Annotated in this window: 11 protein-coding genes; 7 read left to right on the top strand and 4 right to left on the bottom strand. The window is 63.0% G+C overall.

From position 1 onward, the window contains the following. Positions 1-250 precede the first annotated feature (250 nt). Positions 251-1,081: a glyoxylate bypass operon transcriptional repressor IclR gene (gene iclR / locus ACSJLU_RS22645; protein ID WP_380826473.1), complete on the bottom strand. Its 831-nt coding sequence runs from the start codon at positions 1,079-1,081 to the stop codon at positions 251-253. A 196-nt stretch (positions 1,082-1,277) separates the two neighbouring features. Here iclR and metH point away from each other — a divergent pair, with 196 nt between their 5' ends. Further along, on the top strand, positions 1,278-4,973 hold the full coding sequence (gene metH, locus ACSJLU_RS22640) for a methionine synthase (protein ID WP_380826470.1): 3,696 nt from the start codon (positions 1,278-1,280) through the stop codon (positions 4,971-4,973). A 38-nt stretch (positions 4,974-5,011) separates the two neighbouring features. Here the strand turns inward: metH and ACSJLU_RS22635 are convergent, their stop codons facing one another. Continuing rightward, entirely contained in the window at positions 5,012-5,722 is a 711-nt protein-coding gene (locus ACSJLU_RS22635; protein ID WP_025304477.1) for a UTRA domain-containing protein, read from the bottom strand. A 193-nt stretch (positions 5,723-5,915) separates the two neighbouring features. On the opposite strand from ACSJLU_RS22635, the gene ACSJLU_RS22630 reads away from it, so the two are divergent. The 6 genes from ACSJLU_RS22630 (at position 5,916) to ACSJLU_RS22605 (ending at position 12,297) form a co-directional block, all read left to right on the top strand. Then, the gene (locus tag ACSJLU_RS22630; RefSeq protein ID WP_164099895.1) at positions 5,916-6,977 is read left to right on the top strand and encodes an ABC transporter substrate-binding protein; all 1,062 of its coding nucleotides are present in this window, start codon (positions 5,916-5,918) and stop codon (positions 6,975-6,977) included. Between the two features lie 11 nt (positions 6,978-6,988). Then, complete coding sequence (locus ACSJLU_RS22625) at positions 6,989-7,798, top strand: alkaline phosphatase family protein (RefSeq protein ID WP_025304476.1); 810 nt, start codon at positions 6,989-6,991, stop codon at positions 7,796-7,798. After that, positions 7,795-8,640 carry an ABC transporter permease gene (locus ACSJLU_RS22620; protein ID WP_380826466.1) on the top strand — a complete coding sequence of 282 codons (846 nt, stop codon included), beginning with the start codon at positions 7,795-7,797 and terminating at the stop codon, positions 8,638-8,640. Before ACSJLU_RS22625 ends, ACSJLU_RS22620 begins: the two co-directional genes overlap by 4 nt. Before the next feature lie 17 nt (positions 8,641-8,657). Then, positions 8,658-9,443 carry an ABC transporter permease gene (locus ACSJLU_RS22615; RefSeq protein ID WP_025304475.1) on the top strand — a complete coding sequence of 262 codons (786 nt, stop codon included), beginning with the start codon at positions 8,658-8,660 and terminating at the stop codon, positions 9,441-9,443. Positions 9,444-9,447: 4 nt separating this feature from the next. After that, complete coding sequence (locus tag ACSJLU_RS22610; protein WP_025304474.1) at positions 9,448-10,440, top strand: ABC transporter ATP-binding protein; 993 nt, start codon at positions 9,448-9,450, stop codon at positions 10,438-10,440. Between the two features lie 207 nt (positions 10,441-10,647). Continuing rightward, entirely contained in the window at positions 10,648-12,297 is a 1,650-nt protein-coding gene (locus ACSJLU_RS22605; protein ID WP_380826463.1) for a Na/Pi cotransporter family protein, read from the top strand. A 47-nt stretch (positions 12,298-12,344) separates the two neighbouring features. Here ACSJLU_RS22605 and ACSJLU_RS22600 read toward each other — a convergent pair whose 3' ends face one another. Then, entirely contained in the window at positions 12,345-17,171 is a 4,827-nt protein-coding gene (locus ACSJLU_RS22600; protein WP_380826456.1) for a hemagglutinin repeat-containing protein, read from the bottom strand. 45 nt (positions 17,172-17,216) lie between these two features. Then, complete coding sequence (locus ACSJLU_RS22595) at positions 17,217-18,896, bottom strand: ShlB/FhaC/HecB family hemolysin secretion/activation protein (RefSeq protein ID WP_043139641.1); 1,680 nt, start codon at positions 18,894-18,896, stop codon at positions 17,217-17,219. Positions 18,897-19,021 lie beyond the last annotated feature (125 nt).

Below are 19,021 nucleotides of genomic sequence, written 5' to 3'. Positions count from 1 at the left end.
CTTGGCTCCAAAACACCGGGTGACGTTACCTTCGTTCAGTCTGATTGTTACCGGTAACATGTTATCGGTAACATTGTCGAAGGAAGTGTGAGCGGTTGCAATGGGCTTTCGCCGTGAGGATCGTTAACTGTGATCGGCTTCAAGCTTTTTGCCTGTGTGCTAAACAGGATGCCGACAGCCTGTTACATGCTGACAACAGAGCATGGCAGGGGAGCAGGGGCGCGCTGGGGCGCCCCTCGGATGGGCTGGATCAGCGCACGCCGCCGTAGGTCAGGCTGATCTCTTTCGCCGCGTGGATCACCAGCGCGCCCAGCTCGATCACGCGATCGTCGGTGATGCGCGACACCGGGCCGGAGATGGAAATGGCGGCGAAGGCTTCGCGGTGCTCGTCGAAGATGCAGGCCGCCACGCAGCGCAGGCCGAGCGCGTGCTCTTCGTCGTCAAAGGAGAAGCCCTGTTTGCGGATCTGCGCCAGCCCCTCTTTCAGGTTGTGTGGCGTCAGGGTATGCGGCGTGTAGGTGTGCATGCCTTTCTTGTGCAGCAGTTTGGTCACCTGATCGTCCGGCAGGGTGGCGAGGAACGCTTTGCCGGCGCCGGAGGCGTGCATCGGCAGTTTGCCGCCGATCGGCGCCGACATGCGCATCAGCGCCGTGCACTGCACCTGATCGATGATGATCGCCTGGTACTCGCTGGTATCCAGCACCGCCAGGTTGACGGTTTCGCCGGACTCCTCCATCAGGCGGCGCAGCGTCGGATGCACCATCGCCAGCAGGTTGCGGCTTTGCAGGAAGCTGCTGCCGACCACAAAGGCGTGCGAGCCGATGGTCCACAGGCCGAGATCGCCGACCTGACGCACGAATCCCTGCTGCTGCATGGTGGTGAGCAGGCGGTGAGTAGTGGAATTCGGCAGGCCGGCCTGCTGGGCCAGATCGGTCAGCGCCACGTTGCCCTGGGCTTCCGAAATGTATTCCAACAGTTTCAGGCCACGGGTCAACGATTGTACCTGACCGGTCGCCGCACTGGCGGCGGGGGCTGCTGCGCGGGGCTTCTTGCCGCGCTTGGCGGGAGCAGGGGTGGCCATGGGTGAGATTCCTTTTTCCGTATGATGGAATTCATTTTCGTTTTTTGTCGATGAATTGCAAGCCGCAGTCAGCTCATCGGAGGTGTTGACGCACAACCTGAAAAACTCTCAATTGTCGCCTGGCCCTTTGTCCTTACAAGCTGTGCTAGGATGACTCGTTGGTTTTTGCGGCAGTTGAGCAATGGGCTGGATGGCAATGGAAGGGGTTACAGTGACGAATCGAGTAGAACAACTGCGCCGCCAGTTAGCGCAGCGCATTTTAGTGTTGGACGGCGGCATGGGCACCATGATCCAGAGCTATCGCCTGGACGAGCGCGATTTTCGCGGTGAGCGTTTCGCCGACTGGCGCAGCGATCTGAAAGGCAATAACGATCTGCTGGTGCTGACCAAGCCGGAAGTGATCACCGCCATTCATTACGCCTATCTTGAGGCGGGCGCCGATATCCTTGAGACCAATACCTTCAACTCCACCTCCATCGCCATGGCCGACTACCATATGGAGTCGCTGTCCGCCGAGATTAACTATCAGGCCGCCTGTCTGGCGCGCGCCTGCGCCGACGAATGGACGGCGCGCACGCCGGAAAAACCGCGCTACGTCGCCGGGGTGTTGGGGCCGACCAACCGCACTGCGTCCATCTCGCCGAACGTCAACGATCCGGCGTTCCGCAACATCTCGTTCGATGAACTGGTGGCGGCTTACCGCGAATCGACTCGCGCGCTGGTGGAAGGCGGCGTCGATCTGATCATGATCGAAACCATCTTCGACACCTTGAACGCCAAGGCCGCTGCTTTTGCGGTGGAAACCGAATTCGAAGCGCTGGGGGTGGAACTGCCGATCATGATTTCCGGCACCATCACCGACGCCTCCGGCCGCACCCTGTCCGGCCAGACCACCGAAGCGTTTTACAATTCGCTGCGCCACGTCAAGCCGCTGACCTTCGGCCTGAACTGCGCCCTGGGCCCGGACGAGCTGCGCCAGTACGTCGCCGAGCTGGCGCGCATCTCGGAGACCTACGTCACCGCACACCCGAACGCCGGTTTGCCGAACGCCTTCGGCGAGTACGATCTGGATGCGGCCGAGATGGCGCGCCAGGTCGGGGAGTGGGCGCAGGCCGGCTTCCTCAATATTATCGGCGGCTGCTGCGGCACCACGCCGGAACATATCGCCGCGATGGCCAACGCGGTCGAGGGCGTGCCGCCGCGCCGGCTGCCGGATATCCCGGTCGCCTGCCGCCTGGCCGGTCTGGAGCCGTTGACCATCGACGCCAACACCCTGTTCGTCAACGTCGGCGAGCGTACCAACGTCACCGGCTCGGCGCGTTTCAAACGCTTGATCAAAGAAGAGAAATACAACGAGGCGCTCGACGTGGCGCGCCAGCAGGTCGAGAGCGGCGCGCAGATCATCGATATCAACATGGATGAGGGGATGCTCGACGCCGAAGCGGCGATGGTGCGCTTCCTCAACCTGATCGCCGGCGAGCCGGATATCGCCCGGGTGCCGATCATGATCGACTCCTCCAAGTGGTCCGTTATCGAGAAAGGCCTGAAGTGCATTCAGGGCAAGGGTATCGTCAACTCGATCTCGATGAAGGAGGGCGAAGAGGCCTTTATCCACCACGCCAGGCTGGTGCGCCGCTATGGCGCTGCGGTGGTGGTGATGGCGTTCGACGAAGTGGGCCAGGCGGACACCCGCGAGCGCAAGTTCGAGATCTGTCGCCGCGCCTATAAAATTTTGACCGAACGCGTCGGTTTCCCGCCGGAAGACATCATTTTCGACCCGAACATCTTCGCCGTCGCCACCGGCATCGACGAGCACAACAACTACGCCGTCGACTTTATCGAAGCCTGCGCCGACATCAAAACCCACCTGCCGCACGCGATGATCTCCGGCGGGGTGTCCAACGTGTCGTTCTCGTTCCGCGGCAACGATCCGGTGCGTGAAGCAATCCACGCGGTATTCCTGTATCACGCCATTCGCAACGGCATGGACATGGGCATCGTCAACGCCGGGCAGCTGGCGATTTACGACGATCTGCCTGGCGAGCTGCGCGAGGCGGTAGAAGACGTGATCCTCAACCGTCGCGAGGACGGCACCGAACGCCTGCTGGAACTGGCGGAAAAGTACCGCGGCAGCAAAGACGGCGAAGCGGCGGTGCAGCAGGCGGAATGGCGCGGCTGGCCGGTGGAGAAGCGGCTGGAATACTCGCTGGTGAAGGGCATCACCGAGTTTATCGAACTGGACACCGAAGAAGCGCGGCAGCAGGCCGAACGCCCAATCGAAGTGATCGAAGGGCCGCTGATGGCCGGGATGAACGTGGTCGGCGATCTGTTTGGCGAGGGCAAGATGTTCCTGCCGCAGGTGGTGAAATCCGCCCGCGTGATGAAGCAGGCGGTGGCCTACCTGGAACCGTACATCGAGGCCAGCAAGCAGCAAGGCACCTCCGCGGGGAAAATCCTGTTGGCGACGGTGAAGGGCGACGTGCACGACATCGGCAAGAACATCGTCGGCGTGGTGCTGCAGTGCAACAACTATGAAATCGTCGATCTGGGCGTGATGGTGCCGACGGAGAAAATCCTGCGCACCGCGCGCGAGGAGAACGTCGACATCATCGGCCTGTCGGGGCTGATCACGCCGTCGCTGGACGAGATGGTCAACGTGGCCAAAGAGATGGAGCGCCAGGGCTTTACGCTGCCGCTGCTGATCGGCGGCGCCACCACCTCCAAGGCGCACACCGCGGTGAAAATCGAGCAGAACTACAGCGGCCCGACCACCTACGTGCAGAACGCTTCGCGCACCGTGGGCGTGGTGTCGGCGCTGCTGTCCGCCACCCAGCGCGACGAGTTTGTGGCGCGCACCCGCAAAGAATATGAAACGGTGCGCATTCAGCACGCGCGCAAAAAACCGCGCACGCCACCGGTCGATTTGCAGAAGGCGCGCGCCAACGCCATGGCGCTGGACTGGGCCGATTATCAGCCGCCGGCGCCGCGGCAGCTCGGCGTGTTTCCGGTGGCGGCCGGCATCGAGACGCTGCGCCACTATATCGACTGGACACCGTTTTTCATGACCTGGTCGCTGGCGGGCAAATACCCGCGCATCCTGGAGGATGAGGTGGTGGGGGAAGAGGCCAAACGCCTGTTCCACGACGCCAATCAGATGCTGGATCGGCTGGCCGCCGAGCGCAGCCTCAACCCGCGCGGCGTTTACGGCCTGTTCCCGGCCAACCGTGTCGGCGATGACGTGGAAGTATACCGCGACGAACGGCGTGACGAGGTGCTGGCGGTGAGCCGCCATCTGCGCCAGCAGACGGAAAAAACCGACTTCCCGAACTACTGCCTGGCGGACTTCGTGGCGCCGAAAAGCAGCGGCAAAGCCGACTACTTCGGCGCCTTCGCGGTGACCGGAGGGCTGGAGGAGGACGCGCTGGCGGCGGCGTACGACGCGCAGCATGACGATTACAACAAAATCATGGTCAAGGCGCTGGCGGATCGTTTGGCGGAGGCCTTCGCCGAATACCTGCATGAGCAGGTGCGCAAGTTACACTGGGGCTATGCCGCCGACGAGAGCCTGAGCAACGAGGAACTGATCCGCGAGAACTATCAGGGCATCCGGCCGGCGCCGGGCTACCCGGCCTGCCCGGAGCACACCGAAAAAGCGACCATCTGGCAGCTGCTGGACGTCAACCGCCACACCGGCATGGAACTGACGGAGTCCTTCGCTATGTGGCCGGGAGCGGCGGTATCCGGCTGGTACTTCAGCCATCCTGAGAGCAAGTACTTCGCGGTGGCGCAGATCCAGCGCGATCAGGTGGAAGACTACGCGACGCGTAAAGGGATGAGCGTGAGCGAGGTCGAGCGCTGGCTGGCGCCAAACCTCGGCTACGACGCCGACTGACTTTCCTCTTCAAGGGCGCAGCGATGCGCCCTTGTCATTTACAGCGCTTCCACGTCGATGTGCAGCGCGTCGTACCGCCAATATTCCAGGTCGCAATCGATCACCCTGTCGTGCTGATCGCGATTCACCCGCGTAATGAACAGCGCCGGGCTGCCGTAGGTCACCTTCAGCATGGCGGCGGCCTGCTGCGGCAGCAGGGTGGGCAGCATGTCGAAACGCACCCGCCCGTAGTGAATGCCGTAGCGCGCGGCGTACAGCGCGGTCAGCGACTGGGTCAGATCTTCGTCCAGAATGCCGGGGAAATAGGCCGGATTGAGGTAGTGCTCGCAGTACAGCACCGCACGTCCGTCGATGTAGCGCAGCCGGCGAATGCGATAGGCCTCGGCGCCGGGGGGCAGCGCCAGGCGGCCGGCCAGCGGCGCGTCGAGCGTGACGACCGCGCTGTCGATCGCTTCGGTATGGGCGGCGCGCCCCTGCTGCTGCGCCATGGCGTGAAAATGGCTGCGCTGCAGCGGGTTGTAGATCAAACGTGGAGGCGAGATGAACCAGCCGCGCCGCACCTGGCGGTAGATGACGCCCTGCGCCTCCAACTGGCCGAGCGCCTCCTGCAAGGTAATGCGGGTGGTGGCGAACTGTTCGCTCAGGGCGCGTTCGGAGGGCAGCTTGCCGCCCACGGCGAACTCGCCGGCGGTAATGCGGGCGCTCAGCGTTTGGCAGATGGTGGCGACGGTCGTCGGTGCTTCACTCATACAGCGGGTGTCCCGTTTCAGTGCGTTTGGCCTTCCTTAAGGTAGACCAGCGTCGCGTTTTCGCCGTTGCAACGGGTGATAAAACTGTCGCTTTTTTAAGCTGACATATAATTATCACATTCGTCCGTTAGATTGGTTTGGTCCTTGCTGGACTAGTCCAGCCATCCCCACACTACCACCTGGAGCATCAGTTATGAAACGTTTGTGCGCTTCTGTGTTAACCAGTGCCATCGTGTTATCCAGCCAGATGAGCTGGGCCGCGGATACCGATCTGGCGGCGCTGGAGCAGGCCGCGAAGAAAGAAGGCGAAGTCAACAGCGTCGGCATGCCGGACAGCTGGGCCAACTGGAAAGGCACTTGGCAAGATCTGTTGAGCAAGTACGGCCTGAAGCATGTCGATACCGACATGAGCTCCGCGCAGGAGATCGCCAAATTCGATGCGGAAAATAACAACGCTACGGCGGACATCGGTGACGTCGGCGCGGCCTTTGGCCCGGTGGCGGTGCAGAAGGGCGTAACGCAGCCCTACAAACCCTCTACCTGGGATCAGGTGCCGGACTGGGCGAAAGACAAAGACGGGCACTGGGCGCTGGCTTACACCGGCACCATCGCCTTTATCATCAATAAACAGCAGGTGAAAGACATCCCGCACAGCTGGGCCGATCTGCTCAAGGGCAGCTATCAGGTCACCATCGGCGACGTCGGCACCGCGTCGCAGGCGGCCAGCGGCGTGCTGGCCGCCACCTACGCCATGGGCGGCAACGAGAAAAACCTCAAGCCGGGCCTGGAATTCTTCGGCAAGCTGGCCAAGGCCGGCCGCCTGAGCCTGAGTAACCCGGTGATCGCATCGCTGGAGAAAGGGGAAGTGCAGGTTGGCGTGGTGTGGGACTTCAACGGCCTGAACTACCGCGATCAGATCGACAAAACCCGTTTTGAAGTGCTGATCCCGTCGGACGGCTCGATCACCTCCGGCTACACCACCATCATCAATAAATACGCCAAGCACCCGAACGCCGCCAAGTTGGCGCGCGAATACATCTTCTCCGACGCCGGCCAGATCAACCTGGCGCGCGGCTATGCCCGCCCGATCCGCGCCGAACATCTGACGCTGCCGGACGACGTCAAGGCCAAGCTGCTGCCGGCCGAGCAGTACAAGAATGCGCACCCGATCGCCGATCCGGCGGCCTGGGAACAGAGCGCCAAAGCGCTGCCGCGCCTGTGGCAGGAAAACGTCATTATGTTTATGCAGCAGTGAGTTAACGCACCATGAAAACGATCCTCGTGCTGCTGGACGGCCTCAACTACCGGGTGGCGCATGACGCCATGGGGTATCTGCAGGCCGAATGTGCGGCGGGACGCGGGCGGTTGTACCTGCTGGAGAGCGAGTTGCCCTCGCTCTCCCGGCCGCTGTATGAATGCATCCTCACCGGCGTCACGCCGGTGGAGAGCGGCGTGGTGCACAACCACGTCTCGCGCCTTTCTCATCAACAAAGCGTGTTTCATTACGCGCGCGCCGCCGGGCTGACCACCGCCGCCGCCGCGTATCATTGGTTCAGCGAATTGTATAACCGCACGCCGTTCGACGCCGCGCGCGACCGCCACACCGACGCTCCCGAGCTGCCGATTCAGCACGGCCATTTCTATTACGACGACGGCTATCCCGACAGCCATCTGTTCGACGACGCCGAAAGCCTGCGCCAGCGTCATCAGCCGGATTTCCTGCTGATCCACCCGATGAACATCGACGACGCCGGGCACCGCTTCGGCCTCTCTTCGCCGCAGTACCGCAACGCGGCGCGGCGCGCCGACGGCTCGCTGTCGCGCTACCTGCCCGAGTGGCTGGCGGCCGGTTATCAGGTGCTGATCACCGCCGACCACGGCATGAACGACGATCGCAGCCACGGCGGGGTGTTGCCGGAAGAGCGCCAGGTGCCGCTGTTCGTGTTCGGCGCGGGCTTCAGCCTGGACGACGCCGATCCGCAGCAAACCGAGCTGTGCGGCACGATCTGCGATCTGCTGCAGGCGGCGCATGACAAGCCGCGCTGCCGGGCGCTGCTGGCGCAGGATGCGCGATGAACAGCAAAACCAAATGGATCGCCGCGCTGTGCCTGCTGCCGTTTATCGTGCTGTTCGGCGCGTTTCAGATCACCCCGCTGGTGTGGATCGCGGTTCACAGCTTTTTCAGCGAGACCGGCGGCTGGGGATGGGGCAACTATGTCGATATCCTCACGTCGCCGTTCTACCTGCAGGCCTTTCAGTTCTCGCTGGAGATCTCGCTGTGGTCGAGCGTCTACGGCTTGCTGATTGCATTAGTGGGCAGTTACTCACTTCGCCAGCTCGGCCAGACCCGCTTTCATGACTTCGTGATGTCGTTCACCAACATGACCAGCAACTTCGCCGGGGTGCCGCTGGCGTTCGCCTTCGTCATTCTGTTGGGGTTGAACGGCTGCCTGACGCTGCTGCTGCGCAAATACGGTTTGATGGAGAGCTTCAACCTCTATTCGAAGAGCGGCCTGATCGTGCTGTATACCTACTTCCAGATCCCGTTGGGCGTGCTGTTGCTGTATCCGGCGTTCGATGCACTTCGCGCCGATTGGCGTGAGTCGGCGGCGCTGCTCGGCGCCGGCCCCTGGCGCTACTGGCGGCATATCGGCCTGCCGGTGCTGGCGCCGGCGCTGATGGGCACCTTCGTCATCCTGCTGGCCAACGCGCTGGGCGCCTATGCCACGGTGTACGCGCTGACCACCGGCAACTTCAACGTGATCCCGATCCGCATCTCGGCGTTGGTGGCGGGGGACATCTCCCTCGATCCGAACCTGGCCAGCGCGCTGGCGATGCTGCTGGTGGTGATGATGGCGTTTATCACGGTAATCCACCAATGGATGCTGCGCAGGAGCTACCTCAATGCGCGCTCATAATCGGATGGAGAATGCTCATGTCGCGTGCTGAACGCCTCTATCACCGCACGGTGACCGGCCTGCTGCTGCTGATCCTGCTGCTGCCGCTGGCGGCGACGCTGATTTATGCGCTGGCCACCCAGTGGGGCGCCACCATTTTACCGGACGGTTTTACCCTGAAGTGGCTGACGGCGCTGTGGAGCGACCCGCGCTTTTTGCAGGCGCTGTGGCACTCGCTGCTGATCTGCTTCGGCACGCTGCTGCTGTCGGTGGTGGTGATCCTGCCGGCGATGTTTGTGATCGCTTACTACTTTCCCAAACTGGACGCGGTGATGAACGTGCTGATCCTGCTGCCGTTCGCCGTGCCGCCGGTGGTGTCGGCGGTGGGGCTGATGCAGCTGTTCGCCGCCGATCCGCTGCCGCTGCTCGGCACCCCCTGGATTTTGGTGGGCTGCTATTTCACCATCGCGCTGCCGTTTATCTACCGCGCCATCAGCAACAACATGCAGGCGATCAACCTGCGCGATCTGATGGACGCCGCGCACCTGCTCGGCGCCAGTACCTGGCAGGCGGCGCTGTGGGTGGTGCTGCCGAACCTGCGCAAGGGCGGAACGATCGCCGTGCTGCTGTCGTTCTCGTTCCTGATCGGCGAGTTCGTGTTCGCCAACCTGCTGGTGGGCAGCCAGTATGAAACGCTGCAGGTCTACCTGTTTAATATGCGCAACGGCAGCGGGCATTTCACCAGCGCGCTGGTCATCTCCTATTTCGCCGTGGTGCTGCTCGTCACCTGGCTGGCGAACTTGCTGAATAAAAACAAGGGCTAACCCGATGGCTTATCTCAACGTCACCCGCCTGAACAAACACTATGGCCAGACCCAGGTGTTTCAGGATATCGATTTCACCGCCGAAGAGGGGGAGTTCGTCACCCTGCTGGGGCCGAGCGGCTGCGGCAAATCGACGCTGCTGCGCTGCCTGGCCGGCCTGACACCGGTCGACAGCGGGCAAATTTTATTGCAGGGCCAGGATCTGGTACCGCTGGCGCCGCAAAAGCGCGGCATCGGCATGGTGTTCCAAAGTTATGCGCTGTTCCCCAATATGACGGTGGAAGGCAACGTGGCCTTCGGCCTGAAAATGCAGAAGCTGGCGGCCGGGCAGATCGGCCAGCGGGTGCAGGAGGTACTGGCGCTGGTGGAGCTGAGCGATCTGGCAAAGCGCTATCCGCATCAGCTGTCGGGCGGCCAGTGTCAGCGCGTGGCGCTGGCACGATCGCTGGTCACTCGCCCGCGTCTGCTGCTGCTCGACGAACCGCTGTCGGCGCTGGACGCGCGTATCCGCAAACACCTGCGCGAGCAGATCCGGCGCATTCAACGCGAGCTGAACCTGACGGCGATCTTCGTCACCCACGATCAGGAAGAGGCGTTGACCCTATCGGATCGCATCGTGCTGATGAACAAGGGGCAGATCGTGCAGAGCGGCGACGCGGAAACCTTGTATACCCAGCCGGCGGACGCCTTCGCCGCCGGATTTATCGGCAACTATAACCTGTTGACCGCCGAACAGGCCGCCCAACTGACCGGGCGCAGCTATGTCGGCAAGGTGGCGATCCGCCCCGAGTCTATCGGCCTGTTGCCGGCCGGACAGGGGATCGGTGGGGTGATCCTGGGTCACAGTTTGCTCGGGAATGTGGTACGGTATCGGATTCAGGTTTGCGAGATAGAATTGCTGGTTGACGTGCTCAACCGTTCGGTGGCCGACCTGCGGCCCGACGGCGCGGAAATTGGGCTACACTTGGAACCTGTTGTATTGCGGGAAGTTGCATGATTTCGCAGCGCGGCGCCGGGGCCTTCCCGCCGCCGCATTAACCCTTCTCTTCTGCGGTCTGCCGCCCGCCCGCTGTCCTGCCAGACCCACGCCCGGCAGGCGGGACCGCGCGCTGTACCCGTCATCCTTTGGCTCGCCTCTCTGCGTCGCGTGACAAGCATCGGGTATCAGCCTCCTTTGGCCGGGCGTTAATGGAGCGTATCTTCCGTGCTGACCCTTCTTCACCTGCTTTCGTCCGTGGCGCTGTTGGTGTGGGGTACCCACATCGTGCGCACCGGGATCATGCGGGTTTACGGCGCCAATCTGCGGCGCGTGTTGAGCGACAGCGTTGAGAAAAAACCGCTGGCGTTCGTTTCCGGCATCGGCGTGACCGCGCTGGTGCAAAGCAGCAACGCCACCGCGCTGCTGGTGACCTCTTTCGTCGCGCAGAGGCTGGTGGGGCTGGCGCCTGCGCTGGTGATCATGCTGGGCGCCGACGTCGGCACCGCGCTGATGGCGCGCGTGCTGACCTTCGATCTTTCCTGGCTGTCGCCGCTGCTGATCCTGGTCGGCGTCTTCCTGTTCCTCAGCCGCAAGCAAATGCGGATCGGCCAGATCGGACGCGTCCTGATCGGCCTTGGGCTGATCGTGCTGGCGCTGGAGCTGATCGTCGCCGCCGCCACGCCGATCACCCAGGCGGCCGGGGTGAAAGTGCTGTTCTCGTCGCTGACCGGCGACGTGATGCTGGACGCCCTGACCGGCGCGCTGTTCGCCATCGTCAGCTACTCCAGCCTGGCGGCGGTGCTGCTGACCGCCACCCTGACCGCCACCGGCGTGATTTCTCTGAAGGTGGCGCTCTGTCTGGTGATCGGCGCCAACCTCGGCAGCGGCCTGCTGGCGATGATCAACGCCAGCGGGCAGAACGCCGCCGGGCGGCGCGTAGCGCTCGGCAGCCTGCTGTTCAAGCTGGTGGGCTGCATACTGGTGCTGCCGTTCGTCTCCTATCTGGCGGATTTGATGGCTCAGCTGCCGGGCGGCAGCGAAGAGCTGGTGATCTATTTCCACGTGTTCTACAACCTGATCCGCTGCCTGGTGATGATCCCACTGGCCGGGCCGATGGCGACGCTGTGCGAGCGGCTGATCGTCGACGAAGCGGCCGACGATCCGCGCATGCGGCCGCGCCATCTGGACGCCAGCGCGCTGGACACGCCGACGCTGGCGCTGGCCAATGCGGCGCGCGAAACGCTGCGCATGGGCGACGTGGTGGAACACATGATGATCCTGCAACGTGAAGTGCTGCACGGTAAGCAGGGGGTCGATAAAGAGGTGCGGCGCCTCGACGATGACGTCGACGTGCTGTACACCGCCATCAAGCTGTATCTGGCGCAGATCCAGAAGGAAGATCTGGGCGAGGAAGACTCGCGCCGCTGGGCGGAGATCATCGAAATGGCGCTCAACCTGGAACAGGCGGGCGACATCATCGAGCGCATGGCCGGCGACGTGGGCGCCAAGTCGCACGCCGCGCGCCGCGCCTTCTCGGCGGAAGGGTTGGCGGAGCTGGACGGGCTGCACGAACGGCTGATCGGCAACCTGCGCCTGGGGCTGTCGGTGTTCCTGTCCGGCGACGTCACCAGCGCCAAACGCCTGCGCCGTTCCAAGCACCGCTTCCGCATTCTGGATCGCCGCTACGCGCACGCGCACGTCGATCGTTTGCACCAGCAAAACGTGCAGAGCATCGAGACCAGTTCGTTGCATTTGGGATTGTTGGGGGACATGAAGCGCCTGAACTCGCTGTTCTGCGCGGTGGCTTACAACGTGTTGGATCAGGATGCCAAGGACGACGATCGCGACTGGGAAGACACCCCGAGCACGCTGTAAAAAAACGCCCCCGGTTTTAACCGGGGGCGTTGTGCAGGAAAGGCGCGTTATTTGCCGCTGAACACGCCGGCTTTGGCATCCGCCTGTTTTGTTGAGGCATGGCCGCTGACGAACGGCACGTTGCCGTCAACGCCCTGTTTCGCCGCACCGGCGGCCAGGCCGCCAACCGTGGCCGCCGCATCGACGCGGCCGCCGCCCTGATAGCGTTGGCCGTTGACGTCCTGCTGGCTGACCTGGCTACCGCCCAGTTCCACCTTGCCTTGCTGGCTGCGGATCTCGCCGCCGGTCAGTTGGGTTTGGCCGCCGACCTGCAGCGCCACGCCGTTCTTACCGGTGATCGCCGATTGCTCGCCGACCGCGTTGTTGTTCACCACGTCGGCATTGACCTTGAGGTGCCCCTGGCGACCGGCCGGCCCGGTGATGCTGTCTTTCACCGCGCCGCCGACGGTGCGTGCGCCGCGATCCCACAGCGGGCCTTGCGGTTTTTCGCCGGTCGGCGTTGCCGGCAGCGTGACTTTGCCGTCGGCCTTGCTGAAGCTGACCGCGCCGGTGGTGTCCTGCTGCGGATCGAGGCGACGCGCCACGCTGTTGTACTTGTCGGTGGTGGCGTCGGCCACTTTGTTCACTCCGGCCTCCAGTTTCTCTTTCACCTTACCGGCGTAACGCGGTGTGCCGACCTTCGACAGCTTGGAGGTGATGCTGCTGCCCGGATCGTTGCTGTGGCTCAGGCCGGCATCCACATCGACCTTCACACCGTTCTCAACGTCTTTGCGGCTTTCAACGTGCAGATTGCCGCCCACCTTGCCTTGTACGCTGTCGGCATCGACACGCGCGCCGGCGAGACGGGTGTCTTTGCCGCTGTTGATCGCCACGTCGCCCGCGGTGATGCCGGTGTTGGCGTGGGTGGTTTTATCCTGCTGTTCCACGCCGACCTTCAGACCGGCACCCAGCGTGTGGGTATCTTTGCCAGTGTTCGGATCGACCTTGCCGCCGGCGTCCTTGTTGAAGGTTTGGCCGCCTTTGGCGTTGGCTTTGATGCCCAGGCTCCAGTTGTCCTTATGCTGCTCGTTTTTGGCGGACTCCAGCAGGATGCCGCCGTTTTTCGCCTCGAGCGCGGCGCTGCCGCCGCTGACTTTGGCCCCCTGCAGATGCAGTGCGTCATCGCCTTTGCCGTTGGCGGACAGGGTGACCTTGCCGTCTGAGGCGATAGTGGCGCCCTGACGCTCGGTTGTGGACTCATTCACCTTGGCGATGTCGAAGGCGCCGCCGGCGGAGAGGTTGCCGCCGGTTTTTTCCTTGCTGTCGCTGCTGCCGGCGCCCAGATCGATATTGCCGGACAGCTTGCTTTCCTTACGCGTTTGGGTCGATTCCGCCGCCTGCAGTGCGACCTTGTTACCCGCGCTCAGGCTGACGTCGCCCTGGCTCTTGACGTTGGTGCCCTGCAGCGTCAGATCGCGGCCCGCCTTCAGCTCAACGCCCTGTTGGCCACTAACGTTGCCGACCTGCGCGGTGCTGCTGCTGCTTTCGCCGTTGTGGGTGCCGCCGCCGAACCCGGCGCCGAAGTTTTTACTGTCGGCGGTGAAACCGCCCTTGGCGGAGGCTTTGACGTTAAAGCCGCTGTGGCTTTCGCTCTGCTTGTCGCTGGCCTGATCAAGGCGGATATCGCCGCCGGCGTTGACGGCGGTTTTACCGCTGCCGCCGTTCAGCGCGGTGCCCTGATAGACCGCGTCTTTTTTCACGTTGACGTTGATGCCGTTGGCCGCGTCGATCGAGCCGGTCACTGCCTGGCTGGCGCTGCTGTTGCTGCGCTGGGTGCCGCCTTCGCCCTTGGCGTCCACGGTCAGATCGCTGCCGGTGGAGGTGTAGACGCGCACGCCGGCGCTGCCGCGGGTATCGCGGCTCTGCTCTTCCTGACGATTTGTCGCAGCTTCGCTGCGGTGGCTGTCCGCCGTCAGCGTGACCGCGCCTTTGTTGGCTTGATATTGCGTGCCCTGATCGCGCACTTTGCCTTTGGCGTTGATGTCGATGCTGCCGGCTTTCACCGAGCTGACGACCGCCTGCGAGCTGCTGCTGCGTTTTTCGCTGCTGCCGCCCTGTGCGCCGATATCCAGGCCGACGTTAGGCGCGCCGATGCCGCCGATGTCGTTGATGACGCCCGTGGCGTCCAGCTTGGCCGCCTTGCCGACCGCACGCTCGACCGGACGGGTCACGGCGCTGTAATCGACGTTGGCACCGATGTTCACGCCGACGTCGGTTTTGGTGGTGTTGCTGCTGGTGGTGTCGGCAGCGGCCAGGTGATCGACGTCCGCGGCGTTTTCTTGATAGGTGCCGCCGACGCTGTGTTGCGCACCTTGCTGGGTCAGCTTGTCACGGGCGTTGACAGTCAGGTTGCCTTTGACGTCGCTGCCGGAGGTGACGGCCTTGCTGCTCTGCGCCTGTGTTTTGCTGTTCTCGTAGCCGGCCTCCACACCGCTGCCGAGCTTGTCGATGCCGCCGGTGTAGTAGAAACCACCGCCGACCTTGGTCTGCTCGGTATTCGAGGTGGTTTTGTCGTCCGCCGCCAGGAACGAAACCTTATTGCCGCTGACGCTGGCGTCGCCTTTGTCGGCGACCAATTTGGATCCGCTGAAGGTCACGTTCTTATCCGCGTCGAGTTTCACGCTGCCGCCGCTGAGGGTGGCGCCGCGGTTCTCGGTGCGGGTGGTTTTCTCGCTGTCGCGGGTGTGTTCGATGCGTAAACCGGCGCGGTATTGCTTGTCGCCGGCTTCTTTGGCGTAGCCGTTGACGGTGAGCGCGGTTTTCTGCTCGTCGATGTTCTGCTGCTGCTCGGCGGCCTTGACGTTGATATTGCCGGTCTGCGACGTGACGCTCAGCTCGCCGCCGCTGGCGACCTGGCTGCCGATCACGTCGGTGTCCTTACGGCTGACCAGCTTCAGGTTGGTGTCGGACTTCAGCTCGCTGGCGGTGCTGCTCTGATAACTGTTATCAGCCTTGTGCGAACTGCTGGTGATGTTGAAGGCGGTGCCGGTACGCGCGTCGATTTTGTCCACGGTGGTGCTCAGCGCGTTGTCGATGCGCAGGCCGCCGTGGGTGGCGGTGACTTCGCCGCCTTTCTGGCCGCGCGCCTTGCTGCCGGTAATGGTGACGCCTTGCTGACCGTTCAGGCGCAGGGTGCCGCCGCTGGTCAATTCGGAAGCGTGGCTGACTTCGCGGCGATTGCTGTTGTTCTTGTTGTCGCCGCCGCCGATGCCGCCCCAGGAGGTTTTGTCATCGCGCACCGCTTTGGCGTTGGCGGTTTTCTGCACCCCGACCTGGATTTGGTTATCTGCGTCGATCGTCAGATCGCGCTGGGCGTGGACCTTGGCACCCTGAGTCGAGACATTGCGGCCGGCTTTCACCGTCAGTTCGCCCTGGCTGCGCAGTTCACTGGCCTTCAGGCTTTCGCTTTCGTCGCTGCTGCTCCAACTGCCGGTGCGCAGGCTGGAGGTGTGGTTGCGCTGATAGCCGCGTTCGCTGGACTTATCTTTCTCCACCAGCCCGGCGAGGTGCACATCGCGCGCCGCTTTGACGCTCAACGCCCGGTCGGCGCTGACGCTGGCGCCCAACAGGTTCACGTCTTCCCGAGTACTGACGAGTTTGGCGTTGCCGCTGGCGGCGACGGTGCTGCCCGCCTGCTGCAGTTGCTCGCGTTCGCGGGTGACGTCGTATTGCCAGGAATAGAACCAGCGGTCGTCGGTGTGACCTTGAGTTTGCTTCAACTGCTGGCCGTCGAGCGTCAGCTTGCCGCCCTGCAGGGTGATGTCTTCGCCGCGAATATCGGTGGCGGTGAGGTGCGCGTGGTTATCCGCCACCAGGCTGATGTTCTTGCCTTTCAGCTCGGTGCGGGTCAGCTTCTGGCTGCTGCTGCGATCGTTGACGTAGATGCCGCCACGGTAATTTTGATAGTTATCGCCGCCGTTTTTGTTGCTGCTGGCATCTTCAATGCGGCTTTCGCTGCGAATATCGTAGGCTTTCACCTTGAGTTCGTCGCCGGCAGCCAGCGTGCCGGCCAGCTTCACGCCGCTGCCTTGCGCGGTGTTGATGATGTTGATGCGCCCGGCCTGCATGCTGCCGAGGTAGTAGCTGTCCAGCGCGGTCGTCGGCTGTTCGCTGGCCAGCACCTTGCCGTCGCGCGCCACGCGGTTAAGGCCGCTGATGGCGTTGATCGCCGCCGGCGTCACTTTGCCGTTGCGGTGGGTGAAGTCTTGTACGATCACGTCGCCGCGGCTGTCTATCTTCGGTGCGATCAGATCCAGCACGCCGCCGGCATTCAGGGTGCCGCTGAGGCTCAGGGTATTGCGGTTGCCCAGGGTGCTGTAGCCCTGCAACAGGCCGTTTTCCACCAGCGGGTTGCCGACCACCAGCGAGGAGCGGCTGGTGTTGATGAACCCGCAGCCCTGGCAGCTGATGCCGTTCGGGTTGGCCAGCACGTAGTCGGCCGCCATGCCGAAGATCTCTTGCTGGCCGTGCAGCAGCGACGGGTTGCGGCCGATCACTTCATTGAGGATCACACTGGCTTCGCGTCCGCCCAGATTCGGGTTGGCACCCAGTTGCCCGGCCAGCTGCGACAGCCCCGCCTCGCGGGAGTTGTTCAGCACCGCGCCGGGTTGGTTGACGTTGAAGTCCTGGTATTGGTTATGCGACAGTCCGCTGCCGTTCGGCGCGACGATGTCGACCACCTGGGCGCCGGTGGCGGCGGTGGAAACGCCGGGGCCGTTGGCGCCGTTGGCCGCGACGATCTCTCCGGCGTAGGCGCCGGCGGAAGCGGCGAGAATTATCGCCAGCGCGGCGGCCAGTTTGCCTGCCGCCGAAAGTCTGAAGTTATTATTTTTCATCCATGTATCTCCGTATATTGCCGTGGGGTCCTGCAAAACTGCTGATTAAAAGGTGTAAGAAAAGCGCGCCAGCACCTGAACCGGATCCTCGGGCGTGGCGTGGTTCGACAAGATCCAGCCGCGGCTGACCTCCAGATCGACCAGCGCCTGGCGGTAGCGTAACGTGGCGCCGCTGCTCAGCCCGGCGCTGCTGCGCCAGCCCGAGTTATCCTGACGCGGCAAAATGCGGCCGACGTCGGCGCCAAGGCGCGGCGTCAGCGTGGCGGCGCCTAAATTGAAGCTGCGCGACAGCGTATTCTGCAGATACCAGCCGTTGTCGCCGGACTGGGTACTGCGGCTGAAGCCGCGTACGGCGCTGCGATCGGTGAGGCTCAGCCACTCCACGCCGGGCAGCGGGTCGCGGCTGTACTGGCCATAGAACAGGTTGTTGAGCTGATAGGTGGCGTCACCCAGCTTGAGACGCTGGCTGAGGTTGGCGAACAGCTTGCCTTTGGTGAACTGGCTGTCGAGGTGCACCGAGCTCGGGTGGCGATCGGCGCCCAGCCATGGCAGGCCCTGTTCGACGCTGAGGTTGGCGCTGAACACCCCGTTGGGCAGAATCTGCAGGTGGCTGGCGCTCAGCTCGGCCAGGGTCAGCGTGGGGCTGCTGACCTCGAGGCGCACGCTTTCGAAGTAGTTGTCGATGCGCTTGTAGGTCAACTGGCCGCTCAGGCTGTCTATCTGATCGTGATCGCGGTAAAACACGTAGTCGCTGCGCAGACCGTACTGTTGGGTCTGGCCGTGCAGTTTGACCACGTTGTGCGGCAGCTGCTGGTGGTTCTCATAGGACGAGAAGCTGGCGAACCCGCTGAAGGTGAACGCGCCGTACGGCAGCGAATAGAGCAGGGTATAGGCGCGATTATAGCGGTGAGCCGGGTTTTCCAGCGTGCTGTTGGCGTTCAGGCTGACGAAGTCCGACAGGCCGAACGGGCTGTCCAGCGTGGCGGTGGCACGTGCCAGCCACTGGCCGGTGCTTTTTTGGCCGTAATTATCCGTGCCGGCGGTAATCAGCCAGGGCTTGGCATGCTGGTTGCGCAAACGAATAACCGAACCGCCAACCTGATGGCCGGGCAATATATCCAGCTTGGTGGTATTCGATTGCAAACGGTTGGCCTGATCCAATCCCTGGTCGAGTTCGGTTAATTTCAACGGCTTGCCTTCCAGCCCCGGAAATAATAAACGACTGTTGACCCAGCGATCGCCGCCTTCTATTTTCTCGATAAATCCTTCGGTGACGCTTAACCCCAATTCTCCTTGTGAATTAGGGCGAACAATTTGCACGCGCGCGGTGATATAGCCCTTTTGCACATAAAGACGCGTTAATTCACGGGTCAGGCGATTGATATCGTTGCTGCTGATGCACTGTTCCGGCAACGCGCTCAGGGCGGATAAATCGCTCGGCGAGAGCAGGGTGACGCCCTGCAGATAAACGCCGGCGATCGGCAGGCACTGCGCGGACTGCGGCAGGGCGGGCGCGGCCGGCTCCGGCTCCGCCAGCAGGCGTTGCTGCTTCAGCTGCTGGTAACGGCGTTGCTCAATCAACTGGTTGACTTCACGCGTGCTGTCTTGCAGCGCGCGGCGCGACTCGCCCATCGACATATCCCGCATCATGTGGGCATCCGGCAGGGTTTCGGCGGAAAGGGCCGTGCTGACCAACAGCGTCAAGGCGGTGATTTTTTTTATCATTGTAATCCATTATGAGAGGCCGCCGGGGCAGCCAGCCCAATCCATGAGGTTAACCACGGGCGGCCGAGGGCCGGCCCGAAATAATGAGCGACATGCACATTGCGAGGTATCTTGATTTGCCGCAG

This window comes from Serratia bockelmannii, assembly GCF_051803255.1.
Lineage (GTDB): Bacteria > Pseudomonadota > Gammaproteobacteria > Enterobacterales > Enterobacteriaceae > Serratia > Serratia bockelmannii.
This window is presented reverse-complemented; position numbering and strand designations above follow the sequence as displayed.

Coding starts and splice junctions, on each gene's coding strand:
- iclR (WP_380826473.1), bottom strand. CDS start 1,081: ATGGCCACCCCTGCTCCCGCCAAGCGCGGCAAGAAGCCCCGCGCAGCA.
- metH (WP_380826470.1), top strand. CDS start 1,278: ATGGAAGGGGTTACAGTGACGAATCGAGTAGAACAACTGCGCCGCCAG.
- ACSJLU_RS22635 (WP_025304477.1), bottom strand. CDS start 5,722: ATGAGTGAAGCACCGACGACCGTCGCCACCATCTGCCAAACGCTGAGC.
- ACSJLU_RS22630 (WP_164099895.1), top strand. CDS start 5,916: ATGAAACGTTTGTGCGCTTCTGTGTTAACCAGTGCCATCGTGTTATCC.
- ACSJLU_RS22625 (WP_025304476.1), top strand. CDS start 6,989: ATGAAAACGATCCTCGTGCTGCTGGACGGCCTCAACTACCGGGTGGCG.
- ACSJLU_RS22620 (WP_380826466.1), top strand. CDS start 7,795: ATGAACAGCAAAACCAAATGGATCGCCGCGCTGTGCCTGCTGCCGTTT.
- ACSJLU_RS22615 (WP_025304475.1), top strand. CDS start 8,658: ATGTCGCGTGCTGAACGCCTCTATCACCGCACGGTGACCGGCCTGCTG.
- ACSJLU_RS22610 (WP_025304474.1), top strand. CDS start 9,448: ATGGCTTATCTCAACGTCACCCGCCTGAACAAACACTATGGCCAGACC.
- ACSJLU_RS22600 (WP_380826456.1), bottom strand. CDS start 17,171: ATGAAAAATAATAACTTCAGACTTTCGGCGGCAGGCAAACTGGCCGCC.
- ACSJLU_RS22595 (WP_043139641.1), bottom strand. CDS start 18,896: ATGATAAAAAAAATCACCGCCTTGACGCTGTTGGTCAGCACGGCCCTT.